The sequence below is a fragment of the Erythrobacter longus genome (assembly GCF_000715015.1).
In the GTDB taxonomy this organism is placed as follows: domain Bacteria; phylum Pseudomonadota; class Alphaproteobacteria; order Sphingomonadales; family Sphingomonadaceae; genus Erythrobacter; species Erythrobacter longus.
The window spans coordinates 133,678-152,737 of record NZ_JMIW01000001.1; the positions used below are offsets into that span (position 1 = coordinate 133,678).

The following is a 19,060-nucleotide window of genomic DNA, read 5'->3' on the forward strand; positions in this document are numbered from 1 at the left end:
CCCCCGGACGCTCTCAGGCCCTCGGCCTGTGGGTTTCCGGGGGTTTTTGCACCATTTGCCCGTTGCATGAGGGCGCGCCCGCGCATAGCTCACACAAATGGAATTGACGCCGCCCGCCTTGATCGTGATCGCACTGTTGCTCGCCGCTTGGACGATAGCGGCGGCGGTCCTTGTGCTGCGTGCGGGAGCAAAGACGAGCCGAGCCAAAGCGCTGCAAACTTCGCTTCGCCGGATGCAGCATCTGATCGATGTGGCTCCAGCAATTCCGCTTTTGGTGCGCACCGATGGACGGATCGAAGCGCCAGAACGTTTGGCGCGGTGGTTGGGGCTATCGCAAATACCTGCCTACCTTTCGGAATTGGTGGGAGAAGACGGGGAAGGGCTTTCTCGCCCTCAGGTAGATGAGCTTTGGGAGAAAGTGCGCACGACGCAGAAAAGCGCCTCGCCTTTCTCGATGACGGTAACGCCGCCAGGCTCTCAGAGGAGCCTTGCGTTGGAAGGTTCGCTTGCCGATGCGCAGGTGTCGCCGGGCGGGGCCGCAATTGTCTGGGTGTTCGATTTTACCGCCAGCGAAAGCGAGCTTGCGCGCCTCAGCGAAGAAGCAAGCAACGCCAAATCCGATTTTGCAAGCCTCAGCGGCCTGATCGCATCTGCGCCAACGCCAATGTGGATCCGCGATACGGATATGAACATAAGGCTCGCCAACGAGGCCTATATCGAGGCGGTGGGCGCGGATAGCCTTGAGGCCGTGATAGAGGGTCAGATCGAGCTCCTCGAAGCGCGCGATGGGCAATCTCCGGCTCAGATCGCGATGGAGGCCTATCAAAGCAAAAAGCAGATCGACCGGATTGATGGCGTCACCATTGACGGTGAGCGCCGCTCGATGCGCGTGACCGATCTGCCCTTGGGCGAAGACGGCGTTGCTGGATACGCGATTGATGTTGAGGAACAGCAGCAATTGGCCCGCGATTTCCGGGCGTTCCGCGAGGCACAGCGCAGCATGCTGGATCAGCTTTCCGTGGGCGTGGCGCAATTTGCCCCGGATGAGACGCTAAGCTTTGCAAACCGCCCGTTCCGCAGGCTTTTTGGCTTGTTTTCCAATGATGCGCTCGAAGGCAAACTGCTTTTTAGCCGTTTGCTTTCCGACGCGCGTGAGCGAGGGCAGACGCCGGAGGTTCGCGATTTTCCAGAATGGCGTGAAGAGCACCGTTCGTGGTTTGATGCGTCAGAAACGCAGGAAGAGAATTGGCCGCTGCCCGGCGGAATGCACCTTCGTATCGTCGCGCAGCCAATGCCCGATGGCGGGCTAGTGATGATCGCAGAGGACCGCACGGAGCAACTCGCGCTTTCGGCCACGCGTGACACCCTCTTGCGCACGCGCACAGCGACCCTCGACAGCCTGATTGAAGCCCTCGCGATTTTCGCACCCGATGGCTCGGTCCAATTGTGGAACCGAAGTTTTGCAGGGACATGGGGCCTTTCAGGAGAGTTTCTCGATACTCACCCAAGTGCTCAGGATTTGCTGGGGGCGATTGGAAGCAATCTGCAAGACCCTTACGAGACGGAAGCCATTGGCGCTGTGGTGCGAGCAGCGACTTTGGATCGACAAGAGAAGCAGGGGCAGGTCAGGCTTTCTGATGGGCGCACATTGCGCTTTGCTGGCGCGCCTCTGCCTGATGGAAACGGTCTTTTGACTGTGCTCGACGTCACCGATTCGCAGAAAGCAGAACAAGCCCTTCGCGACCGGGCGAAGGCTCTCGAAGAGGCTGATGCGGTCAAGGCCCGCTTCCTTGCCAATATGTCTTATGAATTCCGCACGCCTCTCACCACGATTGGCGGCTATGCCGAACTGCTTGCGAGCGGGGCTGCGGGCGAAATGAACGAAGCGGCGAGTGAGTATGTCGATGCAATTCTTACGTCCGCGGCGCGGCTGACCGAGCAAGTTGAGAACGTCCTCGACCTTTCACAAACCGAAGCTGGCCTTATGCCGATAACCAAGGAGGACGTGGACCTCTTGCCTTTCCTAACCGCCCTTGTGCGCGAGCGGGAGACAGCGATTGTGAAGGCGGGCATTGGCCTTGACCTGAAAGGCCGGCGCGGGCGCATGGTCGAGGCCGATCCGCGCCAGCTTGGCCGCGCCGTTGGAAACCTTATCGACAATGCGATTGCCGGTACGCCGGAAGGGGGCAAGATCACCATCCAGCTTCCAAAGCCTGCGCGCGAAGATGATTGGCGCGGACGCATCATCATTCAGGATGACGGCTGCGGAATGTCGCGGGAGCAATTGGAGCGGGCCATGGGCGCTTCGTCCCAGCCTGAAGAGCCGGGCGAGGGCGCTGGCCTTGGGATAAGGCTGGCCCATCAATTGGTCGCAGCCCACGGGGGCATGCTTGAACTCGACAGCCAAGAAGGTGTTGGCACAATTGCGATGATTACGCTGCCGTGAGCGCGCCTTACACAAAAGTTCTGCCCGATCTGGAGGCGACGGCCGAATGGGGTGCAAAAATCGCTGACGCTTTGCGGCCCGGTGATGTCGTGGAGCTTAAAGGCGGGCTTGGTGCTGGCAAGACCACGCTTGCGCGCGCCATTTTGGGCGCTCTTGGGCACGCAGGCGAGGTCCCATCACCGACATTCACAATTATCGAAACCTATGACGCGCCGCCTTTGCGTGTTCCAGTGGCGCACGCCGATTTCTATCGTTTGGAAGACCCCTCAGAGGCGCTGGAACTTGGCCTTGATGATTACCGCGAAGACGCGGTTTTGTTGGCAGAGTGGCCCGATCACGCTGGCGGATTTGCGCATGAGGCGGGATGTCTTACGATTGTGTTGGAAAGTGCCGGAGAAAGCATGGGAGAAGGCCGCGTGGCGACTGTGAAACCGGGGAGAGATTGGTTAGAGCGTTTGCCATGAGCGATTTGCCCCAAGGATTTCACGAGTTTGTAGCGAAGGCTGGCTGGGAAAATGCGGCGGTGGAGCCGATCCCCGGCGATGCGTCATTCCGGCGCTATTTCCGTTTACGGCGCCAAAGCGGTGAGACGGCGATGCTTATGCACGCGCCGCCCCCGCATGAGGATCCCGTGCCGTTTCTCGATGTCGCTGCTTGGCTGCGCAAGCATGGGCAACGCGCGCCGCAAATCCTTAGCGAAGACAAAGCGCAAGGCTGGGTTCTGACAGAGGATTTTGGCAATGACCGGATGCGCGAATGGCTCGATGCGCGGCCTCAAGACGAAGTGCTGGCATATGAAGCGGCGATTGATGCGCTTGTGGCACTACACCGGGAGCCTGCCGGACCGTTTCCGCCGTATGATATGGCAGTTTATCAGCGTGAGGCGGGCCTTCTGACTGAATGGTATTGCCCAGCCAAATCGTTGCAAGTGGATGAGGCGGGATACACCGCCGCATGGGACGAGGCTCTTGCGCCAATGGTCAATCGGGCGCCGCAACCCGTCACAGTGCTGCGCGATTATCATGCCGAGAACATCATGCTTCTGGGTGCAAAGCCCACTGCGCCTCAGGGTCTTATCGACTTTCAGGATGCGCTCGTCGGGCACCGCGCTTACGATCTTGTATCGCTGCTTCAGGATGCCCGGCGCGATGTGTCGCTTGAACTCGAAGAGGCAATGCTCGCCCGCTATATTGCGGCCAGTGATGCGGACCAACACTTCCGCGCCGATTATGCGCGCCTTGGGGCCCAGCGAAATGCCAAGATTGTGGGCATTTTCACCCGGCTCGCAAAGCGCGATGGAAAACCCAAATACCTCTCCATGATCCCGCGCGTGTGGGCGGCGATGGAGCGAGATCTGGCGCACCCTGCCTTGGCGCCGGTGGCAAAATGGTTTGACGCGAACATCCCCGATGAACTGCGCAAATCTGGCGGAGGGACCATCGCGTGACAGGGCTTGCCAGCGACACTGCCATGGTGATGGCCGCCGGTATGGGAAAGCGTATGCGGCCCCTGACCGCGACGATGCCAAAGCCGATGGTGCGGGTTGCTGGAAAACCGCTGATCGACCACGCGCTTGATCGGCTCGCGGACAGCGGTGTTGAGCGCGCTGTCGTCAATGTCCATTATCTGGCCGACGCGCTTGAGGCTCACGTCCTTGAACGCGCGGTGCCAAAGATCACGATTTCGGACGAGCGTGACGCCCTGCTTGAAACAGGCGGCGGGTTGATCAAGGCGCAAGATATGCTGCCTGATCAGTTCTTTTGTCTTAACGCAGACAACATCTGGCTCGATGGTCCAAAAAGCGCTTTTCATGACCTTTCTGCGCGCTGGAACCCGGATGAAATGGATGCGCTGTTGCTTTTGGTAAGCCATGCGCGCGCTGAAAACTTCTCAGGCAAGGGCGACTTTCACATGGACCCGGTCGGGCGTCTCTCCCGCCGTAAATCGGGGCGGATAGCGCCATTTATCTACACCGGCATTCAGCTCCTTTCAAAGCGCCTCTTGCGCGATGCGCCAGAGGGCAAGTTTTCGACCAACATTTTGTGGAACAGGGCCATGGATGAAGGGCGCCTCTACGGTATTTCATTCACTGGCCTATGGTTCGAAGTCGGCACGCCTGACGCGATCGGGCCCACAGAAGACGCGCTCAAGCGTGGCTGAGGGTAAAACACCGAACATCTACTCCATTGCCGCGCACCGCGGTTTTGCTGATGCTCTCGTGGCAGGGCTGGTCCCGCGTTATGGTGATGACGAGCTTGGCCTTGCGCGCCTCACCCTGCTTGTTCCCAGCTCACGCGCGGCGCGGACCATGTCCGAAGCCTTTATCCGGCACGCGGGGGAAACCGGCAGGCCGGGAATGCTGATGCCGCGCATGGTGGCGATTGGCGATCTTGATCTCGACGAGGCATTGGGCGCGTTGCTTGATCCGCTTGGGGCAAGCGATATTCCGCCTGCAATCGAGCCCACGCGGCGCTGGCTTGGGCTTGCGCAGTTGATCGAGGAAGAGCGCAAAGAGCTTAGCGAGACACCTCTGCCCGGAGCTGCGCGCCTGCGATTGGCGCGGGAGCTTGCTCGCACGATGGACCGGCTTTTGGTTGAGGAGAAGACGCCCGACGACCTTCTGGGCGAGCCCATTCTCGATATGCTCGGAGATTTATCCGACCATTGGAAACGATCTCTTCGCCTGTTCGCGCGGGTTCAAGAACGGTGGCGTTCGCGCCTTGATGAATTAGGCGAAGTCGATGCCGCAACGCGGCGCAATCTGTTGTTCAACAGGGCGACCACAAAGTGGAAAGCAAGCACGCCAGCAACGCCGATTGTCGCCGCAGGTGTCACCAGTGCGTCGCCCGCCTTGGCGCGGATGCTTCGCGCAGTTGCCGACCTTCCCAATGGCGCGGTGATCCTGCCCGATCTTGACCTTAAGCTTCCCGATGACGCGTGGGAGGAACTGGGGAGGGCTGGCGCAGCGCCAGAGCCTGGAGGTGAGGTCTTTGGTTCCAAAGATGCGCTCACCCACCCGCAATATCATCTCAAACTCCTGCTTGAACGCATGGGGGTGGCGCGCGCGGAAGTGCGCCCCTGGCACCGATCTGGCATAAGCGCGGCGGAACCTGCACGCGCGGTCGCGATCAGCTCGTTGTTCTTGCCGCCTAAGGCAAGCCGGTCATGGGCACAGCTGGAACCTGAAAAGCGCCGTCTAAAAGATGTGCGCCTAATGACGAGCGCCACGGTCGAGGACGAAGCGCAGAGCATTGCTCTGTTGGTGCGTGAGGCATTGGAAGTGCCGGAAAAGCGGGTCGCGGTGATCAGCGCGGATCGCTCGCTTGCACGCCGCGTTACGCAAAATTTGCAGCGCTGGAATATCGAGGCGAACGATACAGCGGGGCGAGCCTTGTCGCTCACTCCTGCAGGTAGAATGCTCGGGCTGCTGGCCGAGTTGGTCTCACACGGACCGGGACCCGCGCACGTGATCGGCGCGCTTGCGCATCCGCTGGTGCTGCGTGATGACGCGGAGGCACGGGCCGAATGGTTGCGTTCTTTGCGCCAGTTTGACCGCAAATTGCGCGGACCATCGCCAGCACCGGGCCTTGGTCCATTGCGGGAGATTGCCCGCAAGGCTGGTGTTTGCGAATGGTGGGAAAAGGTGGAGGAGGTTCTTACCCCTCTGACAGATCTGCCAGAGCATTTGCCGCTTGCCGATGCGCTGGACCTGTTAGCGCAAGGGGGAGAGGCGCTTGCCGCAGAAGCATTGTGGTCGCGCGAGGATGGCCGCGCTCTGTCAGCCATGGTTGAAGACTTGCGGCTTAACGCGCGGCTGCTTGGCACTGTGATTGAGCCGGCGGACCTTGCGGGAATCGTGCGTGATTGCATGGACGAAATCGCGGTGCGCCCCCCTTACGGCGGACACCCGCGCGTGGCGATTTACGGCCTGCTCGAATCTCGGCTTGCAAGGGCGGATCTGGTCATTTGCGGCGGGCTGAACGAGGGCAGCTGGCCGCAGGCTCCCGGCTCTGACGCATTGCTTGCGCCCGGTGTTCTTCGCGCGCTTGGCGTACCTGGCGCAGAGTTTCGCATCGGTCTTGCCGCGCATGATTTGGCAGGGGCACTTGGTGCGCCTGAAGTTGTGCTTAGCCGGGCGCAGCGCGATGCGGAGGGGCCAACTTTGCCCTCGCGTTTCCTGCTTCGCGTCGAAGCCTTGTTGGGCGAAATTGTGCAGGAGACGCGCGAGACGCGCATGCCCTGGCTTTTGGCAAAGCTTGACCGCGCGCCCGAGCCTGCCGAACCCTATCCGCGCCCCGAACCCCTTCCCAGCGCCAAGCAGCGCCGCGTGGATATCAAAGTCACCGCGCTCGACCGGCTTCTGGGCGATCCTTACCAGTTTTATGCAAGCGAGATATTAGGCCTTCGCAAGCTTGACCCGCTCGCCGCCGACCCCTTCAGTGATCCGGCACTTCGCGGCACATTGGTGCACGAAATTCTGGACGCATGGCACAGGGCGAGGGAAGGCGACCCCGTACTGCCCATAGCGGAATTCGCCGCCCGAAAGTTTGCCGAAGCGCAAGTTCACCCGCTGTTTAAAGGGCTGTGGCAACCGCGCCTGATCGCTGCGATGGAGCGGTTTGAGGCATGGGTTGACGCGGCCAAGCAAGAAGGCCGCCATGTGCTTGCCACCGAAGCGGATGGGTCAATGATGGTGCGCGGCGTGAAAGTGCGCGGACGAGCAGACCGGATAGACCGGTTGGCTGACGGCAGCCTTGCGATTGTCGATTACAAAACCGGCAGCGCCCCTACTAAAAAGGAAGTCGAGAAAGGATTTCGGCTCCAGCTGGGCTTGCTCGGGCTTATCGCTCAAGACGGCAGTTTCGAGGTGGGCAATGAGCTCATTTCGGGCGCGGCAAGTGTTTTTGAATATTGGTCGGCGCACAAGAAAGACGGCGAATATGGCGAGATATTTGTGCCGATGAAGGTGGCTGGGAAGAAGTCGGGCCTCCTGCCCGACCAATTCCTTCCCGAGCACGACAAGTTTCTGCACATTGCTATCGACCGCTTTATCCTTGGCAGCGACCCTTTCACGGCGAAGGAAAACCCCGATTACCCCGGCTATTCCGACTACGATCAGCTTATGCGGCTTGAGGAATGGATCGTCCGGGTAAGCAATGCCGAAGGGGAGAACGGCCAGTGAGCGGCGCGGTCTATCCTCTTCAGGACAACCAGTTGGGCGCGGCCAACCCGCGCGATAATGTCTGGCTTTCCGCCTCTGCCGGAACGGGTAAGACACAGGTGCTTTCCGCGCGCGTTTTGCGGATGCTTTTGACGCCGGGCGTCGATCCTTCGCAAATTCTGTGCCTGACTTTCACCAAAGCAGGCGCTGCCGAAATGGCGACGCGGATCAATTCGGTTCTGGCGCGCTGGGTCAGGCTGGATGCGGGAACCTTGGGCAAAGAGCTCAAATATCTGGGCGCACCGATTGATCCCGACACACAGGCCCATGCGCGCACATTGTTTGCAAGCGTGCTGGATTGCCCGGGCGGCGGTCTGAGGATCGATACAATCCACGCGTTTTCGCAATGGCTGCTGGCGAATTTCCCCGAAGAAGCAAAGCTTACCCCCGGCGCGCGGCCAATGGAAGACCGCGAGCGCGAGCTTCTGGCGCGCGAAGTTTTGGCACAGATGCTGTCCGAGGGGGATGAGGAATTTGCCGCGGCAGTGGCAAATTTTTCCAAACTCAAAGAGCCCGACAGCCTTCGCCAGTGGTTGATGCGCTGCGCCAAATCGGCCGATATGTGGGAAGGCCAGGGCGCCTGGCAAAGCCCGATGGATGCGCGGGTCCGCTCGGTTCTGGGTATTCCTGTCGATGCCGGGGATGAATGGGTTTACGAAGGGCTTGGGCCTGATCGTTTTCCTGATGATCACGTTTTGAGGATGATCGGCCCGCTTCAGGAATGGGGCACCAAGACGGCTGATAAATGCATACCTTTTATGCAGGAGTGGCTGGGCCTCGGCCATGAAGAGCGGATCGGGGCGTATTCAGGATTTCGTGGCAAGTTGCTGCGGGCCGATGGCGAGCCTGCGCTCAATCTGAAAAAGCCGCGTGAAACCTATCCCGGCTTTGTCGAGGGGCAAGACCTTGTCTCTCAAGCTATCAAGATGGTCGAAGAACGCCGCGCCCTCCTGAACCTTGCGACCTTCCTCACCAGCGCGTTTGAAATGGGGCGCAAGTTTGCTCTGCGCTGGGAAAAGGCAAAGGAGCGTGAGGGCTATCTCGATTTCGACGATCTCATTCGCCGCGCTGCACAGCTGCTTGGCAATACCGATGCCTCGGCATGGATCCGCTACAAGCTTGACCGAAGCTTTGACCATATCCTGATCGATGAGGCGCAGGACACCAATGAAAGCCAATGGGATATTGTCTTTGCGCTGATCGATGATTTCTTTTCAGGCGAGGGCGCGCGCGGGGACAAGATCCGCACGATCTTCACTGTGGGTGATTATAAGCAGGCGATTTTCGGCTTTCAGGGGACCAGTCCCGAGAATTTCGAAGCTGCCAAGCTGAAGGTCAAGGCGCGCATTGATGCGGCCAAGGCCAACGCCCACGAACTGCGTGACGAGCGCCTCCTGCCGACCTGGAATGACCTCGATCTGGGTCGCTCTTTCCGTACAGCGCTTCCCGTGCTCGACTTCGTCAACCAGACCATGGACGCCATCGGGCATGCGGAATTCGGCCTGACAAAGCCGTCCGAACCTCACGAAGGCGATGATCGCGCTGGGCTCGTCACCCTTTGGGAGCCGGTGCGGGGCGGGGAGGAAGAAGCAGGTCACGAAGACCGCAAGCAGGATTGGCTGCCTGCCCATGACACTCAAATGGCGGAAAACATCGCAGAGCAGGTCCGCCGCTGGGTGAGCGGTGAAGAGCCCTTTGTGCTTGAAAAAGATTATGAGCGAACCGGAAAACGCCGCCATGCGCAGGCCGGCGATGTCATGGTGCTGGTCCGCAAGCGTAAGGATCTGGCGCGGCAGATCGTGGCAAAGCTGCATTCCAAAGGTGTCGCGGTGGCAGGTGTTGACCGGTTGAGGCTGGGCGAACCGCTGGCTGTCAAAGACCTGATGGCGGCTTTACGCTTTGCCTCGCAACCGCTTGATGACCTTAGCCTTGCCAATGTGCTGGTCTCGCCATTGATCGGGTGGACGCAGGAAGAATTGCTGGAGTACGTGCCGCGCGCGCCAAAGAAGCGGCTATGGGACCATTTGCGCGTCCACGAAGCGCCGCGCGTTTTGGAGACGGCCGAAAAGCTCAAGGCGCTGCTCGCGCGAGCCGACTTCGAGACACCGCAAGACCTATTGTCATGGCTGCTCACCGGACCATGGGCCGCCCGCCGCAAGCTGGTTGCAAGGTTGGGGCGCGAGGCCAACGACCCGATTGATGAGCTGATCAACTCCGCCTTTGCCTATCAGGCCGCGCATACACCCAGCCTTGCAGGCTTTATCGAGTGGTTTGATGCAGGCACCACCGACCTGAAACGCGATGCCGACGATGCGGGCGGACAGGTGCGGGTGATGACCGTGCATGGCTCCAAGGGTTTGCAGGCTCCGATAGTGATCCTTGCCGATGCGACCGGAGATCCCGATACGAAAGGTGATTTGGAGCTGCGAGATGATCGCTTGGGCGATCAGGCGCAGGACGCTCGCAAAGTGCCGCTGCCATCGCTCAAAAAAGAAGAGCAGGTCGGGCCGGTTGAGATCGCAAGCGACGCGTCCAAAGCGGCAGCGATGCAGGAGCATTGGCGGCTGCTTTATGTGGCTATGACGCGGGCAGAAGAGGCGCTGTTCATCGGTGGATCGCTGGGCAAACAGCGCGCGCAGAAGGGCCCCCATGAGGACAGCTGGTATGCGCGTCTCGAACCGCTCTTCGATGATGGCCCTACCGACGCCGACGAGATTTGGGGGACGCGTCGCGAGTTTGGTAACCGCGCTGATAATCAGGACATTTCACTTGATTCACCCGGTCACGACGAAGGCGATGCTCTGCCCCGATGGCTGACCAATCCCGTCGGCGAAGAGCCCAAGCCGCCTCGCCCGCTTGCGCCAAGTTCTGCTGGCGAAGAGCAGGGCGCTGACCCGCCGCTTGCACCAGAGATAGCAAAGGATGCCGCGCGCCGGGGAACGCTCATCCATGCGCTGCTTGAACGTCTGCCCGATGTGGCGCCCGATGATCGGCGCGAAGCTGCGAAACGCTGGCTTTCGAGACGGGCGCCGGACCTTGACGAAACGACGCGCGGCGAAATGCTTGAAAGCGCTCTTTCTGTCCTTAAAGAGCCCGATTTTGCTGAAATTTTCTCTGATAAAGCGCTCGCTGAAGTGCCTTTGACGGCGCAAGTTGGCGGCGTGGTGATCGCAGGGACAGCAGACCGGCTGCTGGTGACTTCTGACAGTGTCACGGTGGTTGATTTCAAGACTTCCCGGCGTCCCCCAACAGACCCAGATCACATTCCCAGGGGCACAATCAAACAGATGGCCGCCTACGCCTCAGCGCTTGAGGTGATTTATCCCGGACGAGAGATAAGGGCCGCTGTCCTTTATACCCACGCGCCCCAATTGTTTGAAATTGAGCGCGCAAAGCTTGACGAACACAAAAGAAGTTTGGGGGACACACAGGATAAGTTTGTGCCCCTTGACATTGAGTGAGGCGCGTTCACGTCCTAACTCGGGTCCAACAGCAATTAAGGAGTAGCCCCCATGGCCACCGTCAATGTCACCGATGAAAGCTTCAAAGCCGATGTGCTTGAGAGCGATAAGCCTGTTCTAGTCGATTTCTGGGCCGAATGGTGCGGCCCTTGTAAGATGATCGCCCCTGCGCTTGAAGAAATCAGCGAAGAGTTGGGCGAAAGCGTCACAATCGCCAAGATGGACATTATGGAGAACACCGGGATTCCAGCGGACATGGGCGTTCAGTCGATCCCGTTGATGGTCCTGTTCAAGAACGGTGAACCGGTGGCCCGCAAAGTGGGCGCGGCTCCTAAAAGCCAGCTTAAAGAATGGATTGAATCAGAGATTTGATCCGTTGATAGCCTAATCAACAGTCCACCCAACTGCGACTAAACTTACCTGCGGCTCGTTAAGTCTCGTTCCCCTCCCGCTTGCGGGAGGGGTTAGGGGTGGGACATCAACCCAGCTGCCCCTGAAGCCTCTTTGCAAAAGCTTCCCATAGATCGGGGTGCGATGCGCCTAGCAAGCCTTTGCGGCTCGGTTCGTCCACGCGGTATTCGCTGCCGTCATAGCGCGCGACTTTCCCGCCTGCTTCATTTAGCCACAATGCCCCTGCGGCATGGTCCCATGGAAGCGTGCGCTGGAAGGTTGAGATGTCGTTTTCGCCAAGTGCGAGGCGCGGATATTGCTCTGCTGCACAACGCGGAATGTCGGTCAGTGCATAATGCGGCGCGATTTTTCTATCCAGCTCAGCGCGCTCTTCCTCGTTTAGAAACAGGCGGCTGATCGCAGCAATCGGCGGTGTTTGCCCGCTTGTGCGTGCTTTAATTTTTTCGCCATTAATGAAAGCGCCTTCGCCTTTGCGCGCGTGGGCAAGGCGATCTTTGTGGGGGTCATAAAGCCAGCCTGCGAGAGTGGTTCCTGCATCGGCGAGTGCGACGATAATGCCGAAAGGCTCCTTGCCTTCGGTAAAATTCGCGGTCCCGTCCAGCGGGTCGATGATCCAGCACGCTTCGGACAGCTTTTCGAGCACCGTTTCGTCTGCCGCGACCGCCTCTTCGCCTACCACTGCCACATCAGGTGCAAGCCGGGTGAGAGCCTCTGTCAGGAACTGCTCCACCTCGCGGTCGACAACCGTGACAGGGTCATCGACGCCCTTCATCTCTATCTCCTCATCGGCCAGCGCCCGAAAACGCGGCATCATGGAGCGTTCGGCAGCAAAGCGAAGGAGATCGCGGATTTCTGCGTCGAGGGGAGAAAATTCGGTCATAAGAGCTCTTTACGACCGGTAATCCGCATTGATGGAGATATAGCCGTGGGTGAGATCGCAGGTCCAAACTGTGGCAGATCCTGCACCTATTCCCAACTCTACTGCGAGGTCGATCTCTTGGCCTTTTAAGTGTTTTGCCACAGGCGTTTCGTCATAATCCTCGACCGGCAAACCATCGCGTGCTGCCCAAACGCCTCCAAAAGCAATGGAGAGCTTGTCGCGGTCCGCCGGTTCTCCTGCCTTGCCCACCGCCATGACCACGCGGCCCCAATTGGCGTCCTCGCCCGCAATCGCGGTTTTGACCAGCGGTGAGTTGGCGATCGCAAGGCCCACAGCTCTCGCGCTGTCGTCGTCCACCGCGCCCGATACCCGCACCGAGATGAATTTGGACGCGCCTTCGCCGTCGCGCACCACCAATTGGGCAAGGGTGCGGCATACATCGTTCAACGCCGCTGCAAAGGCATCTGCGCCCGGACTATCCCAACCGGTAATACGGTGATTGCCTGCTTTGCCGGTTGCGAAGGCCAAAACCGTGTCACTGGTCGAGGTGTCCCCATCAACGGTGATGCAAGAGAAAGTCCGAAGATTTGCCGCGCTCAGCATCTCTTGCAAGAATGCCGGCTCCACATCGGCATCGGTAAAGATGTACCCCAGCATGGTCGCCATATCTGGCGCAATCATGCCGGAGCCTTTTATAATGCCGCACAATTCCACTCGCGTCTCACCTATTATGGCAGAGGCATGAGCACCCTTGTTGAAGGTGTCGGTGGTGTTGATGCTAGCGGCCGCATCCTCCCATCCGCACGGTTCAGCGTTCAGCGCACCGGCCACGCCTTCGCGCGCTTTGTCCTTGGGTAGTGGCACGCCGATTACGCCGGTGGAGGAGACCAGGACTTCCAGCGCACCACATCCCAGCGCGTCCGCAACCTGAGCTTGGATTGCTTCCACCGCTTCACGCCCGCGATAACCGGTGAAGGCGTTGGAATTGCCCGCATTGACGATCAACGCGCGCGCTGTGCCGGATTTCACCTGTTCACGGCCAAGTTCCACTTCGCTTGATGCGCAGGCGCTTTGGGTGAATACGCCCGCGACGCTTGTGCCTTCGCAAAGTTCGGCAAACGTCAGGTCGCAGCGGTCCCAATTCTTATACCGCGCCCTTGCAACGCGCAGCGTAACGCCTTCGATTGGCGGCATATCAGGGAAGGGCAGGGCCAGAGGAGAGGTTTGAAGTTCCATGCCTCGCCCCGTAAATCGGCAAGGCATGGGTTGCAATCACCTTCGCGCGAAGACAAGGCCGCATGTCTTACCGCTATTCTTACCGCTATGAAAAAGCGGTGCCGATCGCAAAGCAGATTGCCGTAATGGTCGAGTTCAGGATTGACGATATCCCCAAATGAATTTGCAGGCGCTGAGCGCTAGGCCTTTTGTAACCTTACACCAGTAGTGGACGGATCGCTTTTCAGGCATTATCTGAAGCCAAAGTAACCATGCGTCATCATCTGATCGCCCTTTTCGCCCTTTTGAGTGGCCTTGCTGCGCTTCAAGCGCCCGCCCAAGCCAATGCGCTTGAAGCGGCGGTGCATGACGCACACAGCGCGGCGCGCACGGGCGACAATAACGCGGTCCAGGTGTCAGTTGTGGCGATGCAGTCACTGCAAAGCGCGGCCAAGCGGCCAGCGCCTGTGTTTGCAACCTTTGCTGGTCGTGTGCTCCACACATTAGCCGCGCCTGTTCTTGTGGGAAGCGACCGAGCGCTCGAATAGCGCGCGAGTAAGCCGACTTTCTCTTCCTGTGTGCCTGAGAACAATCAGGCCCGCGATTTTTCCTAAATTCATAGAGCTTTATGACCGGCTGCGCGAGTGAACGCAGCGCTTGTGCATAAGGCGAACAATTTAAAGGCCTTGTTTAGTCCCATGTTCAACAAAATCGTCAAATCGGTCTTCGGCTCATCCAACGACCGTTACATCAAACAAATCAGCAAAGTCGTCGACAAAATCAACGCGCTAGAGCCAATGATCGAAGGGCTCTCTGATGACGCCTTGAAGGCGCAAACCGCCAAGTTCCGTGAGCAGCTCGATGCCGGGACCAAGCTCGATGACCTCCTGCCAGAAGCATTTGCGACGGTGCGTGAGGCATCGAAGCGTGTGTTTGGTATGCGCCACTTTGATGTGCAGATGATTGGCGGCATCGTCCTTCAACGCGGCGAAATTGCCGAAATGCGTACCGGCGAGGGTAAGACCCTCATGGCGACGCTTGCGGTGTATCTGAATGCGCTTGACGGCAAGGGCGTGCACGTTGTCACCGTCAACGACTATCTTGCCCGGCGCGATGCGGAGTGGATGGGACAGCTTTACAGCTGGCTTGGCCTCACCGTTGGCGTGATTGTCCCCAACATGATGGAAGCGGACAAGCGCGACGCTTACAATGCCGACATCACTTACGGCACAAACAACGAGTTCGGCTTTGATTACCTGCGCGACAATATGAAGCACGAGCGCGCCCAAATGGTGCAACGCCCGTTCAACTACGCGATTGTCGATGAGGTGGATTCGATCCTGATCGACGAGGCGCGTACGCCGCTGATCATCTCAGGCCCGACCGAGGATAAGTCCGACCTTTATGTCAAACTCGACGAGGTCGCCAAAGAGATCCCCGAAGAGTGGTACGACAAGGACGAGAAGACCAAGAACATTCAGCTGAATGAAGACGGCCTTGATAAGGTAGAAGAACTGCTGATCGAGAAAGGCTTGCTGGAAACGGACAACCTTTATGACGTTGAGAACACGCAGGTTGTTCACCACCTCGACCAAGCTCTCAAGGCTGTCCACATGTTCAAGCGCGATGATCACTACATCGTGAAAGACAACAAGGTTGTTATCATCGACGAATTCACCGGCCGGATGATGGACGGGCGGCGTTGGTCCAACGGTCTGCACCAGGCGGTGGAAGCCAAGGAAGGCGTCAAGATCGAGCCTGAGAACCAGACCATGGCCTCGATCACCTTCCAGAATTATTTCCGCATGTATCCAAAGCTTGCCGGGATGACCGGTACGGCGGCGACCGAAGCGGCTGAGTTCTGGGATATTTACAAGGTCAACGTCGTTGAAATCCCGACCAATCTGCCCGTTGCGCGGATTGATGAGGAAGACGAGTTCTACAAGAACACGATGGACAAGTTCCAGGCGATTGCCAAAGCGATCCGCGAAAAGAACGAAATCGGTCAGCCTATCCTTGTGGGCACGGTTTCGATTGAGAAGTCCGAGCTTCTTTCCAAATTTCTCGACGAAGAAGGTGTCCAGCACGAAGTCCTGAACGCGCGCCAGCACGAGCGTGAGGCGCATATTGTGGCGCAGGCGGGCCGCATCGGCGCGGTGACTATTGCGACCAATATGGCTGGTCGCGGGACCGATATTCAGCTTGGCGGTAACGTCCAGTTCCGCATCGATGGTGAACTTGGCGACATGGAAGACGGCCCCGAAAAGGAGGCCGCTATCGACCGGATCAAGGCTGAGGTTGCGGAAGAACGGCAAAAAGTGCTTGATGCAGGCGGGCTCTTCGTTCTGGGAACAGAGCGCCACGAAAGCCGCCGGATCGACAACCAGCTTCGCGGTCGTTCTGGCCGTCAAGGTGACCCGGGCTTGTCGCGCTTTTACCTGTGCCTTGAAGATGACTTATTGCGGATCTTTGGCCCAGATACGCTTTTCTCCAAGATGATGAATTCCAACCTTGAAGATGGTGAGGCGATTGGGTCAAAGTGGCTTTCCAAAGCCATCGAAACCGCTCAGAAAAAGGTGGAATCGCGCAATTACGACACGCGTAAGCAGGTCGTCCAATACGACGATGTCATGAACGACCAGCGCAAGGTCATCTACGAACAGCGCGGCGAAATCATGGAAAGCGCGACGGTCGATGATGTCGTGCTCGATATGCGCCACGATACACTTAGCGCGATCATTTACGGCAACTGCCCCATGGGTTCATACCCGGAACAGTGGAATGTTCAGGGACTTAAAGACAAGCTCGAAGAAGTCTTTGGCATCACGCCTCCCATCGATGATTGGCTTGAAGAAGACGAGGTCGAGCAAGAGATCATCGAGGAGCGTATCAGAGCGCAAACCGATGAGATGATGGAAACCAAGATCGCCAAGAATGATCCGGCGATCTGGCGCATGGTTGAAAAGCAAATCCTGCTGGAGCGGCTCGACTTCCACTGGAAAGAGCACCTTGCGACCCTTGATGCACTGCGCCAGGTGATCTGGATGCGCGGCGTTGCACAAAAGCAGCCGATCAATGAGTATAAGCAAGAGGCGTTCGGCCTGTTTGAAAATATGCTTGAAACCTTGCGCGAGGACGTGACCAAGCTTCTTCTCAAATCCGAACTGCGCATGGCAGAGCCTGAGCCTCGGGCATTGCCGGACCTGCCCGAATTCCTGACCAGCCATATCGACCCGCTCACCGGGCTTGATAACTCAAACGATGGTGATGGCTCGGAAAATCGTCCTGACCTGATCGGTTCGCTCGCGCCTTCGGCGCGCGCCGAAGCTGGCACTGGCGGGGCGGTGACCCAGAACCCCTATGCGCACATGAACCTTAGCCGCAATGCGGTTTGTCCGTGTGGTTCGGGCAAGAAGTACAAGCATTGCCACGGTGCAGCAGGCGTCCCGCCAGTCGCAGCTCCTGTCTAAGGCAGATTAGATCATGCCGCTGATCCTGCTTCTGGCAGCGGGGTTTTTCCTGACCGCGCTGCTTTATGCAAGTGTGGGGTTTGGCGGCGGATCAACCTATGCGGCGCTTCTGGCGATTGCGGGCACGGACCACCGGGTGCTGCCGCTGATCGCATTGGCGTGCAACATCGTTGTGGTGGCCGGGGCCACCATTCGCTTTGCCAGAGCGGGGATCACGCCGTGGAAGCCTGCATTGTTGCTGACCGCTTTGGCAGCGCCTGCGGCCTTTGTGGGCGGACTTGTTCCGATCGAGCGCGAGGCGTTCTTGCTTCTGCTTGGCGCAAGCCTTGTGCTGACCGCGCTCACCATGCTGATTCCTGTAAAGGAGGAAGCTGGCGAGGGACCGGGCGAAGGCACGCAGACCAGATGGGGCAAGGCCATGCCCTTTGTCGCTGCCCCCATAGGCTTTCTCGCAGGATTAGTGGGCATTGGCGGCGGCATATTCCTTGCGCCTCTGCTCCACCTCACCCGGTGGAAAGGGGCCCGCGAAATTGCAGCCACGGCGAGCCTTTTTATCCTTGTAAATTCGGCCTTTGGTCTCGCTGGGCAACTCCTCAAAAATGGTCCCGCTATGTTTGCAGGCGCGATGGTCGAGGCTCTGCCTCTATTGCTCGCAGTGGTTATCGGCGGCCAGATCGGGAGCCTGATGGCTGTGCGCGTGCTTCCGGGGCAGTGGATCCGCTGGCTGACGGCTGTGTTGGTTCTGTTTGTAGGTTTGAGGCTTTTATTTGTTTGAAGCTTGCGCCCCCCCGCGAATGCTCGCATTGTACTGAAAAAGGGGGGAAGAATCATTAAATTGAAGCAACCTTTTTTTGGGATCTCACATGAATATTAGAGCAGGTGCCTCACTTATCGCTGCATCGCTAATGGTCACGGCCTGTGGAGGTGGTGGGTCAAGCTCGCCGACACCCACGGCCACTTCATCCCCGACACCGCCGCCCGTCGCGGTGCTCACACCTATACCGGTTCGGACTTCCACCGCAGAATATAGGCGAGGTTTCACCCCGGATGATAACAGTGCCGTTGGCGGGTTTCGGATTTCGGTTACCAATGTGGAAACCGGAAACATCCTTGCAAATGGTAATCCCGAGCTGGAATCGGTTGTTGAGGTAGAGGAAGACGGCGGCCCGAGAAGCTCTGATGGCATCGGCTTTTCAGCCGGCTTTTTTTATGACCCGGCCTTGGGACAGGGCAGTTTTACTGACTTGGCCAACAACGTCTCGCTATTTGAAGGTGGGGCGACCAATCTCGAAAGGCAGTCAAGCTTCCTTCGATGGATTCTACCAGCAGGAGGGATGCGACCTAAAGCCCAAACTCTAACATGGAGCATGGCCAACGCCTTTGGAGGGCTGCAGCCTGAATTCTATTCGGTCGTCATGCTCGATTGGCCAGATACAAACGAAGTGCGGCGCACATGGATGTTCCTTGGCGGCTCGCCCACGCTAGGCGATGATTTGCCTCAAAGTGGACAAGAAGAACAAACCGCGCGGATCATGATGGAATCGGATGAGCCGGGCGATGGGAGCTATCTTTTGTTTGCCGATGGCCCTCTCACAATTGATTATTCCGCAGGCAAGATAACCGGCAGATTCGTAATGCAGCCGGCCAACAACTCGCTCGCCACCACAACTGTCGTCGATATCGATGCGGACTTCAATCTGGAGTTCGTGGCGCTTTCAACTCCGGTGGGTCAGATCCTTGGAGACGTGAACAGCACCTCTGGCCAAGGCCGGATTGTTGGCGCGTTCTTTGGGCCATATGGGCGCGAAATCGCCATGTCCTTCTCGTTCGAAACAAGCAATGGGCAGTCCTTCTACGGCGACCTTGAGGCACGGCGGCAATAGCCAGAATTATTCCTGCTTGAGATTTGTCCCGTCTTACCCGACGATGCGCAAAACCATTTCTAGCGCAGAACGG

At 58.5% G+C, this 19,060-nt stretch carries 14 protein-coding genes; 11 read left to right on the forward strand and 3 right to left on the reverse strand.

From position 1 onward, the window contains the following. The first annotated feature begins 97 nt into the window (after window positions 1-97). Genes EH31_RS00675 through trxA form a run of 7 tightly spaced genes read left to right on the forward strand, consistent with a single transcriptional unit; the run spans window position 98 to window position 11,500 of the window. Window positions 98-2,446 carry a PAS domain-containing sensor histidine kinase gene (locus EH31_RS00675; protein ID WP_034957497.1) on the forward strand — a complete coding sequence of 783 codons (2,349 nt, stop codon included), beginning with the start codon at window positions 98-100 and terminating at the stop codon, window positions 2,444-2,446. Continuing rightward, on the forward strand, window positions 2,443-2,910 hold the full coding sequence (gene tsaE / locus EH31_RS00680) for a tRNA (adenosine(37)-N6)-threonylcarbamoyltransferase complex ATPase subunit type 1 TsaE (RefSeq protein ID WP_034957499.1): 468 nt from the start codon (window positions 2,443-2,445) through the stop codon (window positions 2,908-2,910). The genes EH31_RS00675 and tsaE overlap by 4 nt, the downstream gene beginning before the upstream one ends. Beyond that, window positions 2,907-3,893: an aminoglycoside phosphotransferase family protein gene (locus EH31_RS00685; RefSeq protein ID WP_034957501.1), complete on the forward strand. Its 987-nt coding sequence runs from the start codon at window positions 2,907-2,909 to the stop codon at window positions 3,891-3,893. The genes tsaE and EH31_RS00685 overlap by 4 nt, the downstream gene beginning before the upstream one ends. Beyond that, window positions 3,890-4,606: a nucleotidyltransferase family protein gene (locus tag EH31_RS00690; RefSeq protein ID WP_034957504.1), complete on the forward strand. Its 717-nt coding sequence runs from the start codon at window positions 3,890-3,892 to the stop codon at window positions 4,604-4,606. The genes EH31_RS00685 and EH31_RS00690 overlap by 4 nt, the downstream gene beginning before the upstream one ends. Beyond that, window positions 4,599-7,628: a PD-(D/E)XK nuclease family protein gene (locus EH31_RS00695; protein ID WP_034957506.1), complete on the forward strand. Its 3,030-nt coding sequence runs from the start codon at window positions 4,599-4,601 to the stop codon at window positions 7,626-7,628. Before EH31_RS00690 ends, EH31_RS00695 begins: the two co-directional genes overlap by 8 nt. Continuing rightward, complete coding sequence (gene addA, locus EH31_RS00700) at window positions 7,625-11,128, forward strand: double-strand break repair helicase AddA (protein ID WP_034957509.1); 3,504 nt, start codon at window positions 7,625-7,627, stop codon at window positions 11,126-11,128. Before EH31_RS00695 ends, addA begins: the two co-directional genes overlap by 4 nt. A 51-nt stretch (window positions 11,129-11,179) precedes the next feature. Further along, window positions 11,180-11,500, forward strand: a complete 321-nt coding sequence (gene trxA / locus EH31_RS00705; RefSeq protein ID WP_034957511.1) for a thioredoxin — start codon at window positions 11,180-11,182, stop codon at window positions 11,498-11,500. Between the two features lie 106 nt (window positions 11,501-11,606). On the opposite strand, the gene EH31_RS00710 is transcribed toward trxA, so the two are convergent. Together EH31_RS00710 and argJ are read right to left on the reverse strand one after the other, a co-directional pair. After that, window positions 11,607-12,419 carry an inositol monophosphatase family protein gene (locus EH31_RS00710; RefSeq protein WP_034957514.1) on the reverse strand — a complete coding sequence of 271 codons (813 nt, stop codon included), beginning with the start codon at window positions 12,417-12,419 and terminating at the stop codon, window positions 11,607-11,609. A gap of 9 nt (window positions 12,420-12,428) precedes the next feature. Continuing rightward, a complete protein-coding gene (gene argJ, locus EH31_RS00715; RefSeq protein WP_034957516.1) occupies window positions 12,429-13,655 on the reverse strand; it encodes a bifunctional glutamate N-acetyltransferase/amino-acid acetyltransferase ArgJ in 1,227 nt (408 codons plus the stop codon). 251 nt (window positions 13,656-13,906) lie between these two features. Between argJ and EH31_RS00720 the strand changes: the two genes are divergently transcribed. From EH31_RS00720 to EH31_RS00730, 3 genes are all read left to right on the forward strand, one after another. Next, complete coding sequence (locus EH31_RS00720; RefSeq protein ID WP_034957518.1) at window positions 13,907-14,182, forward strand: hypothetical protein; 276 nt, start codon at window positions 13,907-13,909, stop codon at window positions 14,180-14,182. A gap of 150 nt (window positions 14,183-14,332) precedes the next feature. Further along, entirely contained in the window at window positions 14,333-17,104 is a 2,772-nt protein-coding gene (gene secA / locus EH31_RS00725) for a preprotein translocase subunit SecA (RefSeq protein WP_034958685.1), read from the forward strand. A 13-nt stretch (window positions 17,105-17,117) separates the two neighbouring features. Continuing rightward, on the forward strand, window positions 17,118-17,879 hold the full coding sequence (locus EH31_RS00730; RefSeq protein WP_034957519.1) for a sulfite exporter TauE/SafE family protein: 762 nt from the start codon (window positions 17,118-17,120) through the stop codon (window positions 17,877-17,879). An 84-nt stretch (window positions 17,880-17,963) separates the two neighbouring features. Here the strand turns inward: EH31_RS00730 and EH31_RS17830 are convergent, their stop codons facing one another. Next, window positions 17,964-18,146 carry a hypothetical protein gene (locus EH31_RS17830; protein WP_206742001.1) on the reverse strand — a complete coding sequence of 61 codons (183 nt, stop codon included), beginning with the start codon at window positions 18,144-18,146 and terminating at the stop codon, window positions 17,964-17,966. A gap of 49 nt (window positions 18,147-18,195) precedes the next feature. On the opposite strand from EH31_RS17830, the gene EH31_RS00735 reads away from it, so the two are divergent. Next, the gene (locus EH31_RS00735; RefSeq protein ID WP_034957521.1) at window positions 18,196-18,987 is read left to right on the forward strand and encodes a HupA family protein; all 792 of its coding nucleotides are present in this window, start codon (window positions 18,196-18,198) and stop codon (window positions 18,985-18,987) included. The last annotated feature ends 73 nt before the right edge of the window (window positions 18,988-19,060 follow it).